The following is a 20,665-nucleotide window of genomic DNA, read 5'->3' on the forward strand; positions in this document are numbered from 1 at the left end:
AGTCGGCGCGCGTGGCGTGAGAGAGTGCGTCGGGTATGAAGGCCGATCCGAAAGACCGTTCCGTCGCCATGCCGCTCCGCGCGACCCGGGTCGTCGCGGCCGAGACGCCGACCGGCGCCATCGTCTCTCCGCTGATCGTGACCGCGATCATCGTCTCCGGGCTCTATGTCGCCCGCGACATCCTGATCCCGATCGCCATTGCGGTGCTGCTGTCTTTCGTGATCGCGCCGCTCGTGAACCTGATCCGCCGGCTGAAACTCGGCCGGCTGATCTCCGTGCTGATCGCGGTGCTGATCTCCGCCGGGATCATCGGCGCGCTGTCGACGGTGATCGGCGTGCAGGTCGCTGACCTGGCGAAGGATGTGCCGCGCTACCAGCACACGATCGAGCGCAAGATCGAGGGCCTGCGGCATGGGCCGCTCGGCACGGGCATGGACTACCTCGCCAATATCAACCGGGCGATCCACGACGCCGGCAACGAGGCGGAGAAGCAGAAGAAGGCGGAGGCGTCCCCGACCAAGCCCGATCCCGAGCCAGCGCCGGTCCTGGTCCAGGTGAAGGACCGGCCGCCGAACCCGTTCGAGCTCGCCCACACGGTGCTCGCACCGGTGCTCGGACCGCTCGCCAATGCCGGCATCGTGCTCGTGGTGCTGCTCTTCATCCTGATGCAGCGGGAGGATTTGCGCGATCGCCTGATCCGGCTCTTCGGATCGAGCGACCTGCACCGGACCACCGTGGCCATGGACGACGCGGCGCGCCGTCTCAGCCGCTACTTCATCGGCCAGCTCGCCCTGAATTCCGGCTTCGGCCTGGTGATCGGCTTCGGGCTGTGGGCGATCGGCGTGCCGAACCCGGTCCTGTGGGGCATCTTCTCGGCGCTGATGCGCTTCGTGCCCTATATCGGCGCCTTCCTGTCGGCGGTCTTCCCCGTCGCCGTGGCCGCCGCGGTCGATCCGGGCTGGGGCATGGTCATCGCCACGCTGGCCCTGTTCGGGCTGATCGAGCCGATCGTCGGCCAGATCATCGAGCCGCTGGTCTACGGGCACTCCACCGGACTCTCACCCTTCGCGGTTCTGGTCTCGGCCCTGTTCTGGATCTGGCTGTGGGGGCCGGTCGGGCTGATCCTGTCGACGCCGCTCACCGTCTGCCTCGTCGTGCTCGGGCGCCACGTCGAATCGCTCGAATTCCTCGACGTGCTCTTCAGCGACCGGCCGGCGCTGACGCCGGTGGAGAATTTTTATCAGCGCATGCTCGCGGATGATCCGGAGGAGGCGCAGGAGCATGCCGACCTGATCCTGCGGCAATGCTCGCTCTCGGCCTATTACGACGAGGTGGTGCTGAAGGGGCTCGAACTCGCCTCGCGCGATGCCACCCGGGGCGTGCTGACCCTCGAACAGAAGAACGACATCCGCACCTCGATCAACGCCCTGATCGAGGACCTGGAATCGCGCGAGGACGAGCGGCCGGACGAGCCCACCAAGACGGCGCGGAGCTTCTTCTCCGGCGAGGCGGTGGCGGCGGAGAACGTCATCGACCCCTCCCCCGCCATCGACGATCCGCCGCCGCCCGAGGAGCTGCCCGAGCCGTGGCGACAGGAGGGCGCGGTGCTCTGCGTCGCCGGCCGTGGCTTCCTCGACGAGCCGGCCGCCGCGATCCTGGCCCAGCTCCTGCGCAAGCACGGGCTCGGGACCCGGCTTGCCGCCTTCTCGGACCTGGCCCGCGCCAAGATCGACGATTTCGATGCCGGCCCGGTGCAGATGGTCGTGGTGATCTCGCTGGCGATCGGCGGCGAGCCCGGCCATATGCGCCGCCTCGTCGGGAGGCTGCGCAAGAAGCTGCCCGGCAAGCCGATCGCCGTCGGCCTCTGGCAGATCGACGACGATTCCATCGAGGCGGCCGGGCGCCGCGAGATCGATGCCGACGAGCATGTCTGCTCGCTACGCGACGCCGTCGAGGCGGTGCTGACCAGCGCGGGCACGAAATCCGCCGCCGCAGCCGCGGAGGCCGAGAGGGCCGCGGCGACCCCGCCGCGCCAGGCCCTGCCCACGCCGGTTTGAGGGCCAGCCCCTCCCCGGACGCAGCCCGCAGCGATGCGGGGGGCGATCCGGGAAACAGGGGCAGGTCACTGTGACGGGCGGCTGCAGGATCGCGTCCCTTGCGCCCTGCCCTGCGAGACGAGGGAGAAGCGGCGCGGGGTGCGCCGCCTGGCTCAGATCGCCGTCTGCGCCGCGGTGCCCTCCTCCCGGCCGATGCGGCTGTTGCGGCGGCTCCAGGCGAAATAGATCACGAGGCCGATGCCGAGCCAGATGATCAGGCGCAGCCAGGTCTCGCCGTCGAGGGAGACCATCATGGCGAAGCAGGACAGGACGCCGAGGATCGGCACGAGGGGCACCATCGGCGTGCGGTAGGCGCGCTCCGCATCGGGCTGCGTGCGGCGCAGGATGATCACGCCGATGCAGACCAGGATGAAGGCGAGCAGGGTGCCGATCGAGGTCATGTGGCCGAGTTGCGAGATCGGCAGGAAGCCGCCCAGCGCGCTCGTGAACACCATGAAGAACATGTTCGAGCGGTAGGGCGTCTTCCACTTCGGGTGGATCGCCGCGAAGAAGCCCGGCAGCAGCCGGTCCTGGGCCATCGTGTAGAAGACGCGGCTCTGGCCGAGCAGCAGCACCAGGATCACGGTGGAGAAGCCGCAGATCACGCCGAAGGTGACGAGGCTGCGCAGCCACGGGAACGGCGTCTGCGCGATCGCGGTGTTCACCGGCGCGGCGTCGCCCTTCATCGCGTCGTAGTGGACGAGGCCGGTGAGCACGCCGGCGAAGGCGATGTAGAGCACCGTGCAGATCGCCAGCGACCCGAGGATGCCGATCATCATGTTGCGCTGGGGGTTCTTGGCCTCCTGCGCCGCGGTCGAGACCGCGTCGAAGCCGACATAGGCGAAGAACACCACGCCGGCCGCGCGCATCACGCCAGAGACGCCGTACTCGCCGAAGGTGCCGGTGTTCGGGGGCAGGAAGGGATCGTAGTTCTGGGTCTTGATGTAGAACAGGCCCACACCGATCACGGTGAGCACCACCGCGACCTTGACCAGCACGATCACCGCGTTGACGCGGGCCGATTCCCGGATGCCGATCATCAGGAGCGCGGAGGCCGCGACGATGATGAAGATCGCCGGCAGGTTCACGTAGCCGTAGACCATGGTGCCGTCGGGCAGCTTGTCGCCGAAGGGCGAGGTCACGAGGCTGACCGGCAGGTTGATGCCGAGGGTGTCGTGGAGGAAGCGCGTCACGTAGCGCGACCAGCTCACGGAGACGGTCGCGGCCCCCACCGCATATTCGAGCACCAGATCCCAGCCGATGATCCAGGCGACGAACTCGCCCATGGTCGCGTAGCTGTAGGTGTAGGCCGAGCCGGCCACCGGGATCATGCCGGCCAGCTCGGAGTAGCACATGCCGGCGAAGGCGCAGCCGATCGCGGCGATGGCGAAGGAGATGGTCACGGCCGGCCCGGCATGCTCGGCCGCCGCGATCCCGGTGAGGGAGAACAGGCCGGCACCGATCACCGCGCCGATCCCGAGGCCGATCAGGCTCCACGGGCCGAGCGTCCGCTGCAGGGTGTGCTCACCGCCCTCAGCATCGGCATTCAGCCGATCCAGGCTCTTGATGCGAAACAGATCTCCCGCCATGCCTGACGCCATGTCCGCTCCCTCGCGCTCTTCATCTCGTTGGCGGTGATTGAGCGTTGAAAACGCTGTGCTTGCAAGGACGTTGCTGCAATTCGGCGCCCCTGCACGAATTCGCGCCTGCAGAGATCATGCCTCAGCGCCCGGAGGCCGCTTTCGCCGCCCCCTCGGCAAGCTCCTTCAGGATCTCGCCGGCCGCACGCGTGATCTCCGGGCCGGCCTCGCCCGGCGTGCCGGCCCGGAACGGCGGCTGCGGGGCGTATTCGGCGACGAGCTGGGCCGTCCTGGCATAGGCCTCGCCCTTGAGCCGGGCGGCCAGGGCGATGGCGAAGTCGAGCCCGGCCGAGATGCCGGCGGCGGTGACGCGGTTGCGGTCGAACACCACGCGCTCGTCGACGGGCGTCGCGCCGAGGAGCGGCAGCACGCACTCGCGCACGCACCAGTGCGAGGTGGCGCGGTAGCCGTCGAGCAGGCCGGCCGCGCCGAGGATCAGCGAGCCGGTGCAGACGCCCGTGATCCACGCGGCGCCTGCGGCGCGCTCGCGCAGGAAGGCCAGGGTCTCGGCATCGCGCATCTGCGCCGGCGTACCGTCGCCGCCCGGCACGAACAGCACCGTGACCGCGCGCGGGCAGCCCGCGAAATCGTGCGTCGCCAGGAGCGAGAGGCCGGTATCGCTCTCCACGGGGCCGGCCTGCTTGGCCACGAGATATAGGCCGGCATCTGCGAGCCCGGCGAGCAGCTCCTGCGGGCCGACGAGGTCGAGCGCCGTCATGCCGGGATAGAGCAGCATCGCGATGGAGATGCCCTTCGCCGATGCGCCGGGCGCGGGCGTGGCGAGCGCCGCGGCCGGGCGCGGAAGCAGGGCCGCCGCAAGCGCGGCCTTGGCAAAGTCGCGCCGCTTCATCGCAGCCCTCTCAAGCCGGCTCCTGCTGCAGCTCCCCTCGGGACGAGGCACCGCTCTCCGTGCCCGCACGGCCCGGAATGAAGGCGTCGAAGGCAGCCCAGAAATCCGCGCGGATCGCGTCGATCTCCGTGAGGATCTCGTGGCGGGCGCCGGGCAGGACAATGAGGTGGCCGGCGCGCAGCCTGCCGACGAAGCGCTCGGTCGCCGGCAGGCTGCAGACCGGGTCGGCTCCCGCGCCGACGACGAGCACCGGAAGCGCGATTCGCGGCGGCACGCGCGGATCGCGCAGGCGCCGCATGGCGCGGAAGGCCGAGGCGAGCCAGGCGATGGTCGGGTCGCCCACCGCCCCGGCGCCAACCTCGGTCGCGGCAGCGGCATTGCGGGCATAGCGGACGGGATCTCCGGAGAGCCGGTTGCCGGCAAACGGCTTCGTCGCGATCGAGACCCCGCTGCCGAACGGGATGTAGGCCTTGCCGAAGCCGAGCCGGTGGAGGCCGCGCGAGAGCAGCGAGGCGGCGAGCGGGTACCTCACCATCCGGAGACCGAGCATCGGCGCCACCGTGACCAGCCGCCTGAAGGGCAACCAGCCCTCCAGCGCACCGGTGAAGGCGATGGCGCCGCCCATGGAATGGGCGAGCCCGAAATGCGGCTCCGGCGTCGAGGGCACCAGCACGGTCTCCGCGACCGCGGCGAGGTCGAGCCGGTAATCGTCGAAGCGGGCGACATGGCCCTTGTGCGCATCGCGCACCTGTCGCGAGGACTCGCCCTGGCCGCGCCAATCGAAGCCAACGACGTGAAAGCCGCGACCGCGCAGCTCGCCGATCGTCTCGTAGTATTTCTCGATGAATTCCGCCCGGCCCTGCAACAGGCAGACGGTGCCCTTCTCGGTGCGGCCCGTCGGACGCCAGTAGGCGGCGCGCAGGGTGAGGCCGTCGGCGGTCTGGACGGGCACCAGCGTCGCGCCCGGCGGGACCGGATTTCCGGGCGTGGATTTGAGCGTCAGCATCGTCGGATGGGGCCTCGCCGATTGCGCCTGCACCTGCGCTGCAAATGCACCTGAAAGAGTCTTGAAGCCGTGAAAAACCGACCCGATATCAGCCTTGCGCCGGCCGGTTCGGCGGCGCGCAGGTCCGGCCCTCGGGCGGACCGATGCAGTCTACATGTTGCTCATCGAGAGGATATGTCATGCGCCAGTACGATCTCGCCCCGCTCTATCGCTCCACCGTCGGATTCGACCGGCTCTTCGCAGCCCTCGATGGTTTCGTGAGCACCGAGCAGGCTCCCACCTACCCGCCCTACAATATCGAGCGCACCAGCGAGAACGCCTACCGCGTCACCGTGGCGGTCGCCGGCTTCACCGAGGCCGACCTCTCGATCGAGACCCGCGAGAGCACGCTGACTATCAAGGGTGAGCGCAAGGCCAAAGACGGCGAGAAGGCGGAGGTTCTCCACCAGGGCATCGCCGCGCGCGCCTTCGAGCGACGCTTCCAGCTCGCCGACCATGTGCAGGTGACCGGTGCCACGCTCGAGCACGGCCTCCTCCACGTCGATCTCGTGCGCGAGGTCCCCGAGGCCAAGAAGCCTCGCCGGATCGAGATTGCCGCCGGTGCGCCCTCGATCCAGCCGACGATCGAAGGCTCGGTCCAGACCGCCGCGTAAGCCGGTCTCCGCAGCCCCGACAGGGTCTCGCCGTTCCGCCCTCTCTCCTCTGCGGGAGCCGGCGGCGGTGGGATCCTGTCGGTGCCCGTCATCGCGGGCGGCATTCCCCAACCCTCAAAAATCGCCGAAGCGGTCGCTGCGTCCCGGCTCGTAGCAGGTGAAGCCGACGAAGCATTGCGGCGTGTCGCGGGCCGGCACGAAGGCCCGCTTGCCGATCTCGGTGGGCTCGCAGAAGCTCCTGTCGCGCACGAAGCGGTCGTAGGTCTGGCCGCCGGTGCCGAGCACCACGCCGCCCTGGCGCTGGACGACGGCCTGGGCCTGGGCGCAGGTCATCTCGGTGGTGGAGGGCCGCGCCGCCGCCGTCGAGGCGAGAGCGGCCAGCAACAGCGCAGACAGTCCCGTGGTGCGGATCATGGCTTGGCCCGTCGATCGCAGCGCGTCCCACGCGCCACGAACGGACAAGTCCAAACCCGCCCCTTCGGTCCCCTCGGAAACGAAAAAAGCCCCGGATCGCTCCGGGGCTTTCTGTCTCGGTCGTGAAGGACGGATCAGAAGGTGAAGCCCGTCTCGACCATGTAGCGGTCCTGGCCGCTCTTGTTGCCGAGGCGGCCGAAACCGAAGCCCAGGTTCGGGCCACCGGCGAAGGCATCGCCGCGCTGGAAGTTGGCGAGATCGACATGCGAGTACTCGCCGCGGAGGAAGTAGCGGCCGTAGGTGAAGGTCGGGGTGATCGTGTAGGAGAAGGCCTCGCTGCCCGGTCCGTAGAGCACGTTGGTGCGCCCGAGCGGATCGTTACGGTTGCCGCTCTGCGTGATGTACTCGAAGCGGCCGCCGAGCGAGAACCAGTCGCTGAAGTTGTAGGCGGCGAGGATCGCCGCGCCGAAGGTCTCTGCACCGGCCAGGCCGAGCGCAGCGTCGCGATCGACGCTGGTGTACTGGATGTACGGCGCGATCGTCAGCGGACCGTTGGAGTAGGTGTAGTTCGCGCTGATGATGCTGCTGTTCTGCAGCGCCAGCGGCGTGGCGAACTGGAAGCCGGGGCCGCGCAGGCCCGAGTTGAACTTGCTGAAGTGCGTGCCGCCGTTGACGCCGATCGTGTTCGCGTCGTCGATCTTGTAGGTGATGAGGCCGGTGATCCAGTTCAGCTCACCCGAGTAGAAGCCGTCGGTCACCGCGAGCGAGGCGTTCCACGGGCCGCTCGAATAGTTCACCTGAGCGCCCTGGTTGATCAGGTTCTCCTGGTTGAAGACCAGGCCGCGCGAGATGTTGATGTTCTGGAAGGTGAAGGGCGCCTCGGAGCCGATGTTCGTCGGCATGCGGCCGCCCTGGATCGACCACTCTTCGTTGACCTGGTACTTGCCGAAAACGATCGGCACGGGTCCGAACAGCAGGCTGTTCTGGTCATACGAGTAATAGACCGGGGCGCCGAGCGCCGGGATCGAGTAGAGACCGGCCAGTGCGAAGAACTGGAACGGGCCGTCGGCCTTCTGGACCCAGAGCAGCGCGTTGCTGACGTCGAGGCGGGAGTTCCGATCGGGATCCGTGCCGGGCGGGGGCGCCACCGCGGAGAAGGGATCCTGGAAGCTGTAGGCATAGCCCGTGAAGGCACCGCCGAGATACAGGTCGCCGATCGGCGAAGCCCAGCAATTGTTGTCCGTCGGGGCTTTGATGGTGGGACCGTAGGCCGGCGTGGACAGCGTCGCCTTGCAATGCTCCTCGACCACGATCGGCGGCGCAGACTTGACCGGAAGGTCGGCGGCGAAAGCGGAACCGGCAGCGAGGATTGCAAGCGTCGCCGCGGAGCCCCGCAGCACGAGTTTGGAAGACATCAGTCGAGCCCCTTTGTTTTTTGTATGGTCAAGGTTGCCGAACTGGCCCGTGCACCGCAAAATCAAGTTTGAGGCAGTTGCCTATTTCTTAGGCAATTTGGCCCATGTTAAATTCGTCGGGGGCCCGTGTTGCGCGCGAGCAACAATTTTGACGGCCTCTCCAAGGTGCCGGCAAAGCTCCCGCGGGGCTTTCATTTACTTTTCGTTAACGATCGGAGCGCGTTCGACGTCCGCGCACGAACTCTCGAACTCTTTCGAATCACACGATTCGGCGATCACTGCGCTGAAACGGCAGAAGACCCCGGTGCCAGGCACCGGGGTCTTCCTTTTCGAGCAACTTATCTTGGTAGGATCGAATAGATCCTATCAGTAATTGTAGGCACGCTCGCCGTGATCGGTGATGTCGAGGCCCTCGCGCTCCTCGTCTTCCTTCACGCGCAGGCCGATGGTGAAGTCGACGAGCTTGAAGAGGATCGCCGAGCCGATACCCGACCAGAGCAGGGTTAGGCCGACGGCCTCCGCCTGGGTGATGAGCTGGCTCATCATGTCGTAGGTGCCGAGCACGAGCTCACCGGGCTTGGTGGTGTAGTCGGGGATGCCGACGCCGCCGAGCTTGGGATCGACCAGGATGCCGGTCGCCAGGGCGCCGAGGATACCGCCGATGCAGTGGACGCCGAAGACGTCCAGCGAGTCGTCGTAGCCCAGCGCGTTCTTCACGGTGGAGCACATCACGAAGCAGACCACACCGGCGGCGAGGCCGAGGACGACCGAACCCATCGGGCCGGCGAAGCCCGAGGCCGGGGTGACGGCGACGAGACCCGCGATGGCGCCCGAGAGCATGCCGAGCAGAGAGGGCTTGCCCTTGGCGGCCCATTCCACGAGCAGCCAGGCCACCGCCGCCGCCGCGGTGGCGACGAAGGTGTTGATCATGGCGAGCGCCGTGGAGCCGTTCGACTCGAGGTTGGAGCCGGCGTTGAAGCCGAACCAGCCCACCCACAGAAGCGAGGCGCCGATCGTGGTCATGGTCAGCGAGTGCGGGGCGAGCAGGTCGCGGCCGTAGCCGATGCGCTTGCCGAGGATCAGGCAGCCGACGAAACCGGCGATGCCCGCGTTGATGTGCACGACCGTGCCGCCGGCGAAGTCGAGCGCGCCCTTCTTGAACAGGAAGCCCGCATCGGCCATCGCCGCATCATACGCAGCCTTGGCCTGGGCATTCGCCTCGCCACCGGCAGCCGCGAGCGCCTTGGCGGCGTCGGCGGTCAGGTCCGGGCCGGGCCAGTACCAAACCATGTGGGCCATCGGGAAGTAGATCAGCGTCACCCAGAGGACGACGAACACGATCAGCGCCGAGAACTTTATCCGCTCGGCGAAGGCGCCGACGATAAGGGCCGGGGTGATCATCGCGAACGTCATCTGGAAGCAGATGTAGACGTATTCGGGGATCACGACGCCGTTGGAAAAGGTGCCGACCGTGGAGTTCGGATCGACGCCCTTGAGGAAGGCCTTGGAGAAGCCGCCCACGAAGTCGTTGAGGCCGCCGCCATTGGTGAAAGCGAGGCTGTAACCGTAGCAAACCCACAGCAGGCAGACGATGCAGGCGATGGCAAAGACTTGGGTGAGCACGGACAACATGTTCTTCGTGCGCACGAGGCCGCCGTAGAAAAGAGCCAGGCCGGGCACGGTCATCATCAGCACGAGTACGGCCGAGACGAGCATCCAGGCGGTGTCGCCCTTGTTCGGCAGCGGCGCAGCGGCAGCGGCGGGAGCGGCCGTGGCGGCTTCCGGCGTCGGCGTCTGCGCCAGGGACGGCTCGAGGAAGAGGAGGCCGAGGGCGGCCCCTCCCAAGCCGAGCGCGAGGAGGTTACGGAGTTTCATGGACACGGGGCTCCCGATCGCTATGCGATTGTAATGAAAAAGAAAAAAAGAGGATCGGCCTGGACCGGATCACGCGGAGCGACGGGGCTCAGAGGGCGTCCGCGTCGGTCTCGCCGGTGCGGATGCGGATGGCCTTCTCGAGCGGCATCACGAAGATCTTGCCGTCGCCGATCTGGCCGGTGCGGGCGGCACCCGCGATGGTGTCGATGACGCTGGTGACGAGATCGGCGGCCACCGCGACCTCGATCTTCAGCTTCGGCAGGAAGCTGACGGCGTATTCGGCGCCCCGATAGATCTCCGTATGGCCCTTCTGACGGCCGTAGCCCTTGACCTCTGTCACCGTGAGGCCGTGCACGCCGATGCCGGTCAGGGCGTCGCGCACCTCCTCCAACTTGAACGGCTTGATGATCGCCATCACGATTTTCATGGGCGGCGCCCCCTGGGTTCACGTGGTGTCCCGCCGGTCGCCTTCTTCGTCGCTGTCGACGGGCTTAGGTCCGGCGGTTCCGCAGGTCTCTGGCTAGAGCCTGGGATCGCACCCCTCATTCAAGGACTGTGCCAGACGGAACTTTTTGAGGTTTCGCACTTCTGCCCAGAAACTGGGCCGACCCCGACGCGCGAGCGGGCACATCAAAAAGGCCAAGCTGCCTATTTTTGCGCCAAACCGGTGAAAACGGTGGCGAAAACCCGGTCACGGCCTCGTTCAACGGGTTTATCCGGCCGAAAACGGCTGAAATTCGAGCAGGTGCCGCTAGCGTCGCGGCCGGATCAAGCCTTCTTGCGCAACCGAGGCAACGAGGCGGCCGTCGCGCGAAAAAATCGCGCCGCGTGCGAAGCCGCGGGCACCCGACGTGTTGGGACTCTCCTGAGCATAGAGCAGCCACTCATCGGCTCGCGCCGGACGATGGAACCAGAGCGCGTGGTCGAGGCTCGCCGACTGGATCTCAGGGTCGAACACCGTGCGGCCATGGGCGATCAGCGTCGAGTCGAGAAGCGTCATATCGGAGGCATAGGCGAGCACCGCCCGGTGGACAGCCGGATCGTCGGGCAGGGGCGCAGCCGTGCGCATCCAGACGTGGAAACGCGGCGGGCGCGCGACGCGGCTGAGATAGCGCTCGATCTCGACCACCTTCAGCTCGATCGGCCACCGCTGCGTGAAATAGGCGAACTTTTTCGCCGGCAGGATCGTCTCGCCTTGGTCGGGGCCGGTAGCGATGAAGCTGCGCGGCTCCCCGAGTTCCTCCGGCATCGGAACGTCGGGCATGGCGCTGGCATGCTCGTAGCCCGGCTCCTCGCCGTGGAAGGAGGCCGACATCGCGAAGATCGCGCGGCCGTGCTGGATCGCCTTCACCCGCCTCGTGGTGAAGCTGCCTCCGTCGCGGATGCGCTCGACCTCGTAGACGATCGGCACCGCAGGGTCGCCGCCGAGCAAGAAATAGGCGTGCAGGGAGTGCGGTGGCCGCGCCGCCTCCACGGTACGCGAGACCGCGACGAGCGCCTGCGCCACCACCTGGCCGCCGAACACCCGCGGCCAGCCGTTCTTCTGGCAGGTACCGCGGAACAGATCGGTCTCGAGCTGTTCGAGGTCGAGGATGGCGAGGAGTTCGCTGACGGCGTCGGACATGGTCTCGCGGGGTTCGGTCGAGCGGGCGATATAGCGCGCGGGCCGAGCCTGTCGCCATGCTCCGCGCTCGTAGAGGCAGAGCGTCTGAGGCGGATCGAAGCCTCCATCGGCAACAAGTTTGTTGACCGCTCCAATCTTGCCATCCCAAACCGTTGGCATGCTGAGGAGTTCGCGCAAGCGAGCCTCAGAGCACGGCCGACGATTCTGCGAGTCCGGCGAAGGGTTGCCGGATAAGGCGGGCCAATGCGCTTTCGTACAGGCGATGTCCTTCTGGATCAGCCGCGACCGTGCTGTGAGGCTCGCTTACGCAAGCTCTTCGGCATGAGGACCGTTATGGGTTCCGGCAGCTGAACCAACGGTGCAGCATCGGTCGAAGACCTTTGAGGAGACGACGATGAAGGGTTCGGTGAGCCGTAGGGGCAGCCGTGGGCTGATCGTGGCCGGAGCCGGCATTCCGGGCCTGACCCTCGCGCTCGCCCTGAAGCAGGCGAATGGCGAGGCCATCGACATCACGGTCTGCGATCCGGGCCTGTCGGCCGGCGCAGCGCGCCATCGCGGCCGCGCCTATGCCGTAGCGGCCGGCCCGCGTCGAATGTTCGGGCAGCTCGGGCTGTGGGAGAGGATCGCGCCAGCGGCCGAGGCCATCCTTGATATGGCGATCACCGATAGCCGTCTCGCTGACCCTGTACGCCCGACCTTCCTCACCTTCGCACAGGGTGACGAGGCGGCGGATGGCGAGCCCTTCGCGCATATGGTTGAGGCCGAGCCCCTGGTGGAGACCCTGCTCACCGCCTCCCGCGAGACGGGCATAACTTTCGAGGGGACGGGCATCGCGACGGCCATCCCGGAGCGTGACCGCATCCGGGCGACGCTCGGCGACGGGCGCGAGCTGGCCGCCTCCCTGATCGTCGCAGCCGATGGCGCCCGCTCGCGCCTCCGCGAGGCGGCCGGCATCGGCTGGGTCGGCTGGTCCTACCCGCAAGCGGGCATCGTCGCGACGATCGCTCACGAGCGTGAGCACGAGGGCCGCGCCTACGAGCACTTCCTTCCGAGCGGCCCTTTTGCGATCCTGCCGCTGCCAGACCGGAACGGCCGGCACCGCTCCTCGATCGTCTGGACCGAGCGGCAGGCCGACGTGGCAGCCCTGCTCGGCGGCGAGCCCGAGGACACGCTGGCGGAGATCGAGCGGCGTTTCGGGTTGAAGCTCGGCCGCCTCACGCTGGAGGACGGCCCGAGCACGCACCCGCTGAATTTCGGCATCGCCCGCGCCTTCCGGGGCGATCGGCTCGCGCTTCTGGGCGACGCCGCCCACGTGATCCATCCGGTAGCCGGTCAGGGGCTCAATCTCGGTCTGGCGGGCGCCGCGGCACTCGCCGAGGCCGTGACCGAGGCGCTGCGGCTCGGCACCGATCCGGGCGCGCCTGAAGTGCTGCGCGCCTATGAGCGTGCTCGCCGCTTCGATACCGTGGCGATGGCTGCGGCCACCGACGGGCTCAACCGGCTGTTCTCCAACGACGCCCTGCCCGTTCGACTCGCGCGGGATCTCGGCCTCGGTCTCGTCGAGCGTCTGCCCAGCCTAAAGCGGTTCTTCATCGGCGAGGCCTCGACCTCGCGCGGTGCGCAACCGCGCCTGCTGCGGGGTGAGGCGCTCTGAAGTGGGTCAGGTCAGGTCGGCTTGCGGAACAGGAAAACGACGTTGTCGCCGAAATCCGGAAGCTGCGATTCGCGGCAGGCAACCTCGGCCTTCGTCTCGGTGTGGATGGGCCGATTCGTGTTCCAGGCGATCCAGCGGGCCGCCGGCCGCTCGCTGCTCCGCCTCTGAATCCAACTTGGTACCTTGGATCGTGTTGCCATGCCCCCCTCCATCGCCATCCCCTGGCACGAGTTGGCTCAGTCCAAAGTCAGACCAAGAACGGGAGTTTGGCAAGAGGTAACCATATCCGGAGCCTGACCATTCCCCAGATTCGATCACGGCGCCGTGATCAAGCAACGCTTCGAGGTGCAACGGGTTTGCCGCCGAATCCTGCGTAATCAGCGTCTCTCCCCGAGCGGCGAAACGGTCGCCAACGGGCGCTGCGGTTGGTAGGAGAGCCGGGCTGTAAGCATCTTCGCAGGAAGGCGATCGCCACCCGCGAGAAGAAGAAGTGCCACGACAAGGCCTTAGCACTTTCTCCATGAATCGCCGGTTCATGGATAGTGTGAGATCGGTCGAGCCTGGACGAGGATCATGACGAGACCGGAGGCCAGCGGAGCAGGTGCGGCGGAGGCGGAGGCCCATGCGCGTCTGCTCGGCCATTTCGCGGAGGCCGGCTATGCCTCGGTGGCGCCGCCCGTGCTTCAGCCGGTCGAGCCTTTCCTTGAGCTGTCGGGCGAGGACATCCGCCGCCGCATCTTTGTGACGACGGACGGCGCGGGCACTGAACTCTGTCTGCGTCCAGAATTCACGATTCCCGTCTGCCGCCACCACCAGGCTATGCGCCCGAGTGAGTCGGCCGACTACTCCTATCTTGGTCCGGTCTTCCGGTTGGCGGCCGGCGAGCCCGACGAGTTCACGCAAGCCGGTATCGAGTCGATCGGCCGTACCGATACCCCAGCGGCCGATGCCGAGGTGCTTGGCATGGCGCTCGACGGGCTGGAGCGCCTCGGCCGTACGGATGTTTCGGTGCGCCTCGGCGATATGGGCCTGATTCATGCGTTGCTCGATGCGCTCGCGGTGCCCCCCGTTGCCAAGCGTCGGACGTTGCGCGCCATCGCCGCCGGACGAGCGCTCAACGAGGTCGCCAACGCTGCCCATGTCGAGGATCCGCATGCCGGGCTGCTGGCCGCGATCCAGGGACAGGACCCGCGGGGCGTGCGCGCCTTCGTCGAGGACGTACTCTCGATCGCCGGCATCTCGCGCGTCGGCGGACGCAGCGCCGGAGAGATCGCCGAACGCTTTCTCGCCAAGGCCTCGGCCCAGGCTCATGGAGGCGCCGGGCTCAACGCCGAGAACCGGGCGCTGGTCGAGCGCTACTGCGCCATCACGGGAGACCCGGACAGTGCCTGCGAGGCCGTGCGGGCCCTCGCCCGCGAGGCCGGACTCCGGCATGACGGCCTGGACGCCGCGCTCGCGCTCTTCGAAGAACGCACCGGTTTCATGGCGGCGCGCGGTCTGGCCGTGGAGCGCTTCGTCTTCTCGGGCGGCTTCGCACGTAACCTCGACTATTATACCGGCTTCATTTTCGAGGTGACAGACGGCAGGCCCGGCACGCCGACTCTCGTTGGCGGCGGCCGCTACGACGGCCTGCTGCAGCATCTCGGCAGCCCCGTGCCGCTGCCGGCGGTGGGCTGCGCCTTCTGGCTCTCGCGCTGCGGCGGGAACTGACATGACCGTTCAAGCCACCACCGAGCCGTTGGTGCTCGCCGTCCCCTCGAAGGGACGCCTCCAGGAGAACGCCGCCGCTTTCTTCGGCCGGGCCGGCCTGAAGCTCGCCCAACTCAGTGGCGCGCGCGATTACCGCGGCACCCTCGTCGGCGTGCCCGGTGTCGAGGTGCGCTACCTCTCGGCCTCCGAGATCGCGAGCCAGCTCGCCAGCGGCGCAGCCCATCTCGGCGTGACGGGCGAGGACCTGATCCGCGAGACGCTGCCCGACGTTGAGGGCTCGGTGGAGCTGCTGACACCGCTCGGCTTCGGCAACGCCACCGTGGTCGTTGCCGTACCGCAGGCCTGGATCGACGTGCGCGCCATGAGCGACCTTGACGAGGTTGCCAGCGAGATGCGCCTGCGTCAGGGCCGGCGCCTACGGATCGCCACCAAATACGTGAACCTCACGCGCCGCTTTCTCGCCCGGCACGGCATCGCCGATTACCGTATCGTCGAGAGCCTCGGCGCAACCGAGGGCGCACCGGCCGCAGGCTCGGCCGAGATCATCGTCGATATCACCACAACCGGAGCGACGCTCGCGGCCAACGCCCTGAAAATCCTCGACGACGGCATCATTCTGCGCTCCGAGGCAAACCTCGTCGCCTCTTTGAAGGCGCCGTGGGGACCAAACCAGCGCGAGGCGCTGCGGGCCGTACTCGGCCGCATCAGCGCGGAGGAACGCGCCCGCACCACACGCGAGGTGCGGGCTGGCATGCCGGAAGGCGGCGAAATCGACCTTGCCAGCCTTGCCGCCTTGCACGAAGCCGAGTTGCCCTACGGCGCGCCAAAGGGACTCGATGGAGAGATCGTGATGCGCTGCCCAGCTGAGGCCGTGTTCGGGCTCTGCGACGCTCTCGTCCGCGCGAGCGCCCGCTCGGTTAGCGTACGCCGCATCGACTATGCCTTCGCTGCCGAGAACCCACTGGCCGAGAGGCTGCTCGCGCGGCTCTAACGGTCGCACTGCACTGGGCAGGCTATCGGGATGGAAGAGAAAGCAGCCGCTTGCCACCCTTCTTGTGCCGCACAGCACATCGATTGATGGGTGGCCTGACATGGCTATCCCTCGCCAAGCTTGCCGGCGGCGCGATCCAGTCATGAAGCGCTGGCATGGCGTTACTCGGCAGCGAGGGAACTTCCGTGCTGTTGGGAGGGTCTCGGCATTGTCTTCAGCTTGACGCGCGGGCTGCACCTGCGAGAAGAGCGGCAAAAAATCACCGGATTCGGGACAATTTAGAATTATGAGCAAGTACTACGAAGAGCGAGTTCTCTCCGTCCATCATTGGACCGACACGCTTTTCTCTTTCCGGACGACCCGCGATCCTTCGTTCCGCTTCCGCAACGGCGAGTTCACGATGATCGGCATCGAGGTCGAGGGCCGGCCTCTGCTGCGTGCCTACTCGGTGGTCTCGGCCAATTACGAGGAAGAGCTCGAGTTCTTCTCGATCAAGGTGCCGAACGGCCCGCTCACCTCGAAGCTGCAGCACCTCAAGGTCGGCGATCCGATCATGGTCGGCAAGAAGCCCACCGGCACGCTGGTGCTCGACAACCTGCTTCCGGGCAAGAACCTCTACCTGCTCGGCACCGGCACCGGCCTCGCGCCCTTCATGTCGATCATCAAGGACCCGGAGACCTACGAGCGCTTCGAGAAGGTGGTGCTCGTCCATGGCTGCCGTCAGGTGCAGGAACTCGCCTATGGCGAGACCATCACCAAGGACCTGCCGAACCACGAGTTCCTCGGCGAGGTGATCTCGGCCGGGCTGATCTACTATCCGACCGTGACCCGCGAGCCCTTCCGCAACCGCGGCCGCATCACCGACCTGATGATCTCGGGCAAATTGTTCGAGGATATCGGCCTGCCGAACATGTCGATCGAGAACGATCGCTTCATGCTGTGCGGCTCGCCGGAGATGATCCGCGACACCCGCGAACTGCTCTCCGGTCTCGGCTACGAGGAGGGCAACCACGGCGAGGCAGCCCACTACGTCATCGAAAAAGCCTTCGTCGAAAAGTGAACCAGATCGCCCGGCGCCGCGCCCTCTTCATTGCCGGCGCCGGAACCGAGATCGGCAAGACCTACGTCACCGCCGCGCTGACCCGCCGGCTGCGCGATGAGGGCCGCTCTGTCCTGACGCTGAAGCCGTTGGCGAGCGGTGTTCCCCCCATCGATAACCCCGCCTTCGCAGAGAGCGACACCGCAATCCTGCTCGCGGCGCAGGGGCTTCCCGTGACCATCGAGACAGTCGAAGCCTGCTCTCCCTGGCGTTTCGCAGCCCCCCTGGCACCCGACCAGGCGGCGGCCCGAGAAGGGCGGAGGCTCCAACTGGACGAACTCGTCGCATGGTGCGAGCGCCGCCTGTCCTCCTACTCGCACTCTCATCCTGAGGTGGTGGACGGGAGCGCCGGAGCTTTGGAAGAGCCTACGGTGCTCATTGAAGGCGTCGGCGGTCTGATGAGCCCGATCACCGGTGATGCTACAGGCCTCGATTGGCTAAGGCAGCTTAGTTTGCCGGCGCTCCTCGTGTCCGGCAGCTATCTCGGCGCCATCAGCCATGCTCTCACGGCCATCGAGACACTGCGTGTCCACGGCGTTCCGATCGTAGGCATTGTGGTGAGCGAGAGCGAGGGCGCGCCCACCCCGCCGGAGGTCGTCGCGGATGCGATCGCGCGCCACGCTCATGCACCGGTTGCCATCGTGCGCCGAGGCAGCGCGTTTCCCGACACTCTCTTGAGTGCAATCGGGTGAGCGCCGCCTGACTGTTCAGCCCTGTCGATTAGTTCGGGTGGAACACCACCTTCACGCAGCCGTCCTTCTTGTCGCGGAAGGTCTTGTAGAGGTCCGGTCCATCAGCGAGGTTCGTCGAGCGATGGGTGATCATCGAGGTCATGTCGAGCTTGCCCTCCTGGATCAGCTTGGTCAGCGGCTCCAGGTAGCGCTTCACGTGCGTTTGGCCGCTCTTCATGGTCAGGCCCTTCTGGACGATCGAGCCCATATTGATGGGTACCGGCCCGCCATAGACACCGGGCACCGAGATGATGCCGCAGGGGCGCACCGCCTTGATCGCCTCGGCCAGCACATAGGGACGCTCAGTCGCCGTCAGCTTCTCCTGAACGGCAGCGAGCGCTCCGGTGATGCCGCCATGGCCCGAGGCTTCCATGCCAACGCAATCGATGACGCCGTCGGCGCCCTCGCCTGTGCTGATCTCCTTGATCCGTTCGAACACGTCTTCTTGCGCGAAGTCGATGATGTCGGTCGCGCCCATCTTGCGAGCCAGCGCGATACGCTCGGGCACCGTCTCGATGACGATAATGCGCTCAGCGCCCATGAGCTTGCAGGCCTGCACCGTGAACAGGCCGACTGGACCGGCGCCCCAGATCGCGATGGTCTCGCCGCCCTGGATCTCGCAGTGCTCGGCGCCCTGCCAGGCGGTTGGCAGGATATCGGTGAGGAACAGGACCGACTCGTCATCCATTCCGTCGGGCACCTTCATCGGCGCGACGTCGGCCATCGGCACGCGCACATACTCGGCTTGGCCGCCCGCGTAGCCGCCGGTGATGTGCGAGTAGCCGAACAGGCCAGCGGTGGTGTAGCCGAATAGGCCTGCAGCCACCTCGGCGTTGCGGTTCGAGCGTTGGCAGACCGAGTAATTGCCGAGCTTGCACTGGCGGCACTCGCCGCAATTGATGTTGAAGGGCACGACGATGCGGTCGCCCTTCTTGAATTTGGTGAAGCCCGCACCCGTCTCGACGACCTCCCCCATGAATTCGTGGCCCAGGACGTCGCCCGATTCCATGCCCGGCATCTGGCCGTCCATGAGATGAAGGTCCGAGCCGCAGATCGCGCAAGACGTGACCTTGATGATGACGTCGCGGGCATCCTCGATTCGTGGATCCGGCACCGTGTCGCAGCGGATATCGCCCCTGCCGTGCCAGCACAGTGCCTTCATGTCGCGTCTCCAGAATTCTCAGTACCCCAGAGGGGCTCAGCGCGACATCCGTGCGGGGGCAGCAAAGTTCCACGCCGCGCGATTAGCCGCGTAAGGTCAGCGTCAGAAGCGCGCAGAGCCCGACCAGCGCGATCGGCATTTGGAACGGACGCAGGCGCGCAAAATACAGCGGCGCCTCGCCCCGTTTCGCCGCGATCGGGTCGAGCACCGCGATGGCCGCATAACCAAGGATCAGCAGAGCCAGCGCCACGCTTCCGTCGTCGAGCGCTGCGGCGACTAGCGCGAGGAAGCCGAGGCAGAACAGCCCGAGCATCGTCACGATCTGCGCGAGCCGCGGCCCGCCCTCTGTGCGGAAGCTGAGGCCACGGCGCACGCCGGACAAAAAGGTGAGGATCGCGCCGGCCCAAAGGATCGTCAGCGTGACGAGGGCCTCGCGGGTCTCGCCCTGGAACCACCAGGCCAAAGCCGCTCCGCCGACGATCGGCAGCATCGGTCCGTAGCCGAACACGACACTCAGCCAGGGAACGGTCCGCGGCTCGTGCGCCGTGATCGTGCGGCCGTCGGACATCCCACCCCGCTCAGATAAAGGGCCGCCCACCGGTCACCGGCACCGTCGCCCCGGTAATGTAGCTCGCCTCGTCGGAGGCCAACATGACATAGGCAGGAGCCAGTTCGACGGGCTGGCCGGCCCGACCCATGGGCGTGTTGTCACCGAAGCTCTTCACCTTCTCCGGCGGCATGGTCGAGGGAATCAGCGGTGTCCAGATAGGGCCTGGCGCGACGCAATTTACGCGGATTCCCTTGCTCGCGAGGGTCTGGGCAAGCCCGGCCGTGTAGTTGTGGATCGCACCCTTCGTGGTCGCGTAGGCGAGAAGTTGCGGGCTCGGCTGGTCGGCATTGATCGAGGTCGTGTTGATGATTGAGGAGCCCTCGCCCATGTGCGGCAGCGCCGCTTTGGTCAGGTAGAACATGGCATGGACGTTGGTGGCGAAGGTGATTTCCCATTCCTCGTCGCTGATCTCCTCCGGACCCGAAAACGTCGCCTGATGCGCGGCGTTGTTGACGAGCACGTCGACGCGGCCGAATTCCGAGACCGCCCTCTCGATAATGGCTCGACAATGCGCGGCGCTCTTGATGTCGCCTGGCACAAGCACGGCCTTGCGGCCTGCTTCTTCGATCAGGCTTCGTGTTGACTGCGCATCCTCCTCCTCATTGAGATAGGAGATCAGCACGTCGGCGCCCTCACGGGCGAAGGCGATGGCCACCGCGCGACCGATGCCGGAATCCCCGCCGGTGATAACCGCCTTCTTGCCAGCGAGGCGGCCTGAGCCCTTGTAGCTGGTCTCGCCGTGGTCGGGCCGGGGATCCATCGCAACTGTCGAGCCGGGCATCGGCTGCTGCTGCTCGGGCTGGGGAGGTCTGGGAAAGGACGCCACTGGATCGCTCCGTATCTGCTGGCAAAGAGGATGATGCCGCAGACAACCACGCCTGCCAGCCGAAGTTCGCCGCTGCCCGGCGTGGGCAGATGCTTCCTCGCCTTCCGGGCAGCCGCAGAGCGCATCCGCGACGTGATCGCGGCTATCGAGCGAGCGGCACAACCGGACCTGATCACGGCGATGCGCGAACCGGCCGAGCAGGCGCCGCTCCCACGTCCCGCATCATCATTCTGGGGTATGCCGCAGGCGACAGCTCAGAATCCAACCGTAATGTCCGGCTAAAACATGCTCTCGAGGCCAGTCGTGCGC

19 protein-coding genes are annotated in these 20,665 nt (G+C 66.9%); 7 read left to right on the forward strand and 12 right to left on the reverse strand.

The features are described 5' to 3' along the window. Positions 1-35: 35 nt before the first annotated feature. Complete coding sequence (locus MGN01_RS18585; protein ID WP_238257808.1) at positions 36-2,057, forward strand: AI-2E family transporter; 2,022 nt, start codon at positions 36-38, stop codon at positions 2,055-2,057. A gap of 152 nt (positions 2,058-2,209) precedes the next feature. Here MGN01_RS18585 and MGN01_RS18590 read toward each other — a convergent pair whose 3' ends face one another. The 3 genes from MGN01_RS18590 to MGN01_RS18600 form a co-directional block, all read right to left on the reverse strand. Continuing rightward, entirely contained in the window at positions 2,210-3,697 is a 1,488-nt protein-coding gene (locus MGN01_RS18590; RefSeq protein ID WP_147048325.1) for an amino acid permease, read from the reverse strand. Positions 3,698-3,818: 121 nt separating this feature from the next. Continuing rightward, positions 3,819-4,586, reverse strand: a complete 768-nt coding sequence (locus MGN01_RS18595) for a DJ-1/PfpI family protein (RefSeq protein ID WP_174804606.1) — start codon at positions 4,584-4,586, stop codon at positions 3,819-3,821. A 10-nt stretch (positions 4,587-4,596) separates the two neighbouring features. After that, complete coding sequence (locus MGN01_RS18600) at positions 4,597-5,592, reverse strand: alpha/beta fold hydrolase (RefSeq protein ID WP_147048326.1); 996 nt, start codon at positions 5,590-5,592, stop codon at positions 4,597-4,599. A gap of 179 nt (positions 5,593-5,771) precedes the next feature. Between MGN01_RS18600 and MGN01_RS18605 the strand changes: the two genes are divergently transcribed. Beyond that, positions 5,772-6,245 carry an Hsp20 family protein gene (locus MGN01_RS18605; protein ID WP_147048327.1) on the forward strand — a complete coding sequence of 158 codons (474 nt, stop codon included), beginning with the start codon at positions 5,772-5,774 and terminating at the stop codon, positions 6,243-6,245. 114 nt (positions 6,246-6,359) lie between these two features. On the opposite strand, the gene MGN01_RS18610 is transcribed toward MGN01_RS18605, so the two are convergent. The 5 genes from MGN01_RS18610 to tesB all read right to left on the reverse strand — a co-directional run bounded on the left by MGN01_RS18610 (position 6,360) and on the right by tesB (position 11,573). Then, the gene (locus tag MGN01_RS18610) at positions 6,360-6,659 is read right to left on the reverse strand and encodes a hypothetical protein (RefSeq protein ID WP_147048328.1); all 300 of its coding nucleotides are present in this window, start codon (positions 6,657-6,659) and stop codon (positions 6,360-6,362) included. A gap of 134 nt (positions 6,660-6,793) precedes the next feature. Next, positions 6,794-8,074 (reverse strand): outer membrane beta-barrel protein, encoded by a 1,281-nt coding sequence (locus MGN01_RS18615; protein ID WP_147048329.1) that lies wholly within the window; start codon positions 8,072-8,074, stop codon positions 6,794-6,796. A gap of 366 nt (positions 8,075-8,440) precedes the next feature. Further along, positions 8,441-9,949 carry an ammonium transporter gene (locus MGN01_RS18620; protein ID WP_147048330.1) on the reverse strand — a complete coding sequence of 503 codons (1,509 nt, stop codon included), beginning with the start codon at positions 9,947-9,949 and terminating at the stop codon, positions 8,441-8,443. Positions 9,950-10,037: 88 nt separating this feature from the next. Beyond that, complete coding sequence (locus tag MGN01_RS18625; protein WP_147048331.1) at positions 10,038-10,376, reverse strand: P-II family nitrogen regulator; 339 nt, start codon at positions 10,374-10,376, stop codon at positions 10,038-10,040. Between the two features lie 324 nt (positions 10,377-10,700). After that, entirely contained in the window at positions 10,701-11,573 is an 873-nt protein-coding gene (tesB, locus tag MGN01_RS18630; protein ID WP_147048354.1) for an acyl-CoA thioesterase II, read from the reverse strand. A gap of 394 nt (positions 11,574-11,967) precedes the next feature. Between tesB and MGN01_RS18635 the strand changes: the two genes are divergently transcribed. Further along, positions 11,968-13,227 (forward strand): FAD-dependent monooxygenase, encoded by a 1,260-nt coding sequence (locus MGN01_RS18635; protein ID WP_147048332.1) that lies wholly within the window; start codon positions 11,968-11,970, stop codon positions 13,225-13,227. A gap of 11 nt (positions 13,228-13,238) precedes the next feature. On the opposite strand, the gene MGN01_RS18640 is transcribed toward MGN01_RS18635, so the two are convergent. Then, positions 13,239-13,427 carry a hypothetical protein gene (locus MGN01_RS18640; RefSeq protein ID WP_147048333.1) on the reverse strand — a complete coding sequence of 63 codons (189 nt, stop codon included), beginning with the start codon at positions 13,425-13,427 and terminating at the stop codon, positions 13,239-13,241. A gap of 373 nt (positions 13,428-13,800) precedes the next feature. On the opposite strand from MGN01_RS18640, the gene MGN01_RS18645 reads away from it, so the two are divergent. The 4 genes from MGN01_RS18645 to bioD all read left to right on the forward strand — a co-directional run bounded on the left by MGN01_RS18645 (position 13,801) and on the right by bioD (position 17,719). Beyond that, positions 13,801-14,937, forward strand: coding sequence for an ATP phosphoribosyltransferase regulatory subunit (locus MGN01_RS18645; protein ID WP_147048334.1), 1,137 nt, complete (start codon positions 13,801-13,803; stop codon positions 14,935-14,937). A 1-nt stretch (position 14,938) separates the two neighbouring features. Further along, positions 14,939-15,928 (forward strand): ATP phosphoribosyltransferase, encoded by a 990-nt coding sequence (hisG, locus tag MGN01_RS18650; RefSeq protein WP_147048335.1) that lies wholly within the window; start codon positions 14,939-14,941, stop codon positions 15,926-15,928. 286 nt (positions 15,929-16,214) lie between these two features. Further along, complete coding sequence (locus tag MGN01_RS18655) at positions 16,215-16,988, forward strand: ferredoxin--NADP reductase (RefSeq protein ID WP_147048336.1); 774 nt, start codon at positions 16,215-16,217, stop codon at positions 16,986-16,988. Continuing rightward, the gene (gene bioD / locus MGN01_RS18660) at positions 16,985-17,719 is read left to right on the forward strand and encodes a dethiobiotin synthase (RefSeq protein WP_244612310.1); all 735 of its coding nucleotides are present in this window, start codon (positions 16,985-16,987) and stop codon (positions 17,717-17,719) included. Before MGN01_RS18655 ends, bioD begins: the two co-directional genes overlap by 4 nt. A gap of 28 nt (positions 17,720-17,747) precedes the next feature. Here bioD and MGN01_RS18665 read toward each other — a convergent pair whose 3' ends face one another. The 3 genes from MGN01_RS18665 to MGN01_RS18675 all read right to left on the reverse strand — a co-directional run bounded on the left by MGN01_RS18665 (position 17,748) and on the right by MGN01_RS18675 (position 20,311). Beyond that, complete coding sequence (locus MGN01_RS18665; protein ID WP_147048337.1) at positions 17,748-18,920, reverse strand: zinc-dependent alcohol dehydrogenase; 1,173 nt, start codon at positions 18,918-18,920, stop codon at positions 17,748-17,750. Between the two features lie 82 nt (positions 18,921-19,002). After that, positions 19,003-19,488, reverse strand: coding sequence for a DUF3429 domain-containing protein (locus tag MGN01_RS18670; protein WP_147048338.1), 486 nt, complete (start codon positions 19,486-19,488; stop codon positions 19,003-19,005). Between the two features lie 10 nt (positions 19,489-19,498). Beyond that, positions 19,499-20,311 carry an SDR family oxidoreductase gene (locus MGN01_RS18675; RefSeq protein ID WP_174804607.1) on the reverse strand — a complete coding sequence of 271 codons (813 nt, stop codon included), beginning with the start codon at positions 20,309-20,311 and terminating at the stop codon, positions 19,499-19,501. Positions 20,312-20,665 lie beyond the last annotated feature (354 nt).

This window comes from Methylobacterium gnaphalii (assembly GCF_007992215.1).
GTDB classification, from domain to species: Bacteria; Pseudomonadota; Alphaproteobacteria; order Rhizobiales; family Beijerinckiaceae; genus Methylobacterium; species Methylobacterium gnaphalii.

Excerpts from the sequence above, each read along its gene's own strand:
- MGN01_RS18670 (WP_147048338.1), bottom strand. The coding sequence starts at position 19,488 with ATGTCCGACGGCCGCACGATCACGGCGCACGAGCCGCGGACCGTTCCC.
- MGN01_RS18675 (WP_174804607.1), bottom strand. The coding sequence starts at position 20,311 with ATGCCCGGCTCGACAGTTGCGATGGATCCCCGGCCCGACCACGGCGAG.
- MGN01_RS18635 (WP_147048332.1), top strand. The coding sequence starts at position 11,968 with ATGAAGGGTTCGGTGAGCCGTAGGGGCAGCCGTGGGCTGATCGTGGCC.
- MGN01_RS18640 (WP_147048333.1), bottom strand. The coding sequence starts at position 13,427 with ATGGCAACACGATCCAAGGTACCAAGTTGGATTCAGAGGCGGAGCAGC.
- MGN01_RS18595 (WP_174804606.1), bottom strand. The coding sequence starts at position 4,586 with ATGAAGCGGCGCGACTTTGCCAAGGCCGCGCTTGCGGCGGCCCTGCTT.
- MGN01_RS18600 (WP_147048326.1), bottom strand. The coding sequence starts at position 5,592 with ATGCTGACGCTCAAATCCACGCCCGGAAATCCGGTCCCGCCGGGCGCG.
- MGN01_RS18590 (WP_147048325.1), bottom strand. The coding sequence starts at position 3,697 with ATGGCGTCAGGCATGGCGGGAGATCTGTTTCGCATCAAGAGCCTGGAT.
- MGN01_RS18645 (WP_147048334.1), top strand. The coding sequence starts at position 13,801 with ATGACGAGACCGGAGGCCAGCGGAGCAGGTGCGGCGGAGGCGGAGGCC.
- tesB (WP_147048354.1), bottom strand. The coding sequence starts at position 11,573 with ATGTCCGACGCCGTCAGCGAACTCCTCGCCATCCTCGACCTCGAACAG.
- MGN01_RS18610 (WP_147048328.1), bottom strand. The coding sequence starts at position 6,659 with ATGATCCGCACCACGGGACTGTCTGCGCTGTTGCTGGCCGCTCTCGCC.
- MGN01_RS18625 (WP_147048331.1), bottom strand. The coding sequence starts at position 10,376 with ATGAAAATCGTGATGGCGATCATCAAGCCGTTCAAGTTGGAGGAGGTG.
- MGN01_RS18620 (WP_147048330.1), bottom strand. The coding sequence starts at position 9,949 with ATGAAACTCCGTAACCTCCTCGCGCTCGGCTTGGGAGGGGCCGCCCTC.
- hisG (WP_147048335.1), top strand. The coding sequence starts at position 14,939 with ATGACCGTTCAAGCCACCACCGAGCCGTTGGTGCTCGCCGTCCCCTCG.
- MGN01_RS18655 (WP_147048336.1), top strand. The coding sequence starts at position 16,215 with ATGAGCAAGTACTACGAAGAGCGAGTTCTCTCCGTCCATCATTGGACC.
- MGN01_RS18665 (WP_147048337.1), bottom strand. The coding sequence starts at position 18,920 with ATGAAGGCACTGTGCTGGCACGGCAGGGGCGATATCCGCTGCGACACG.
- MGN01_RS18615 (WP_147048329.1), bottom strand. The coding sequence starts at position 8,074 with ATGTCTTCCAAACTCGTGCTGCGGGGCTCCGCGGCGACGCTTGCAATC.
- MGN01_RS18605 (WP_147048327.1), top strand. The coding sequence starts at position 5,772 with ATGCGCCAGTACGATCTCGCCCCGCTCTATCGCTCCACCGTCGGATTC.
- MGN01_RS18585 (WP_238257808.1), top strand. The coding sequence starts at position 36 with ATGAAGGCCGATCCGAAAGACCGTTCCGTCGCCATGCCGCTCCGCGCG.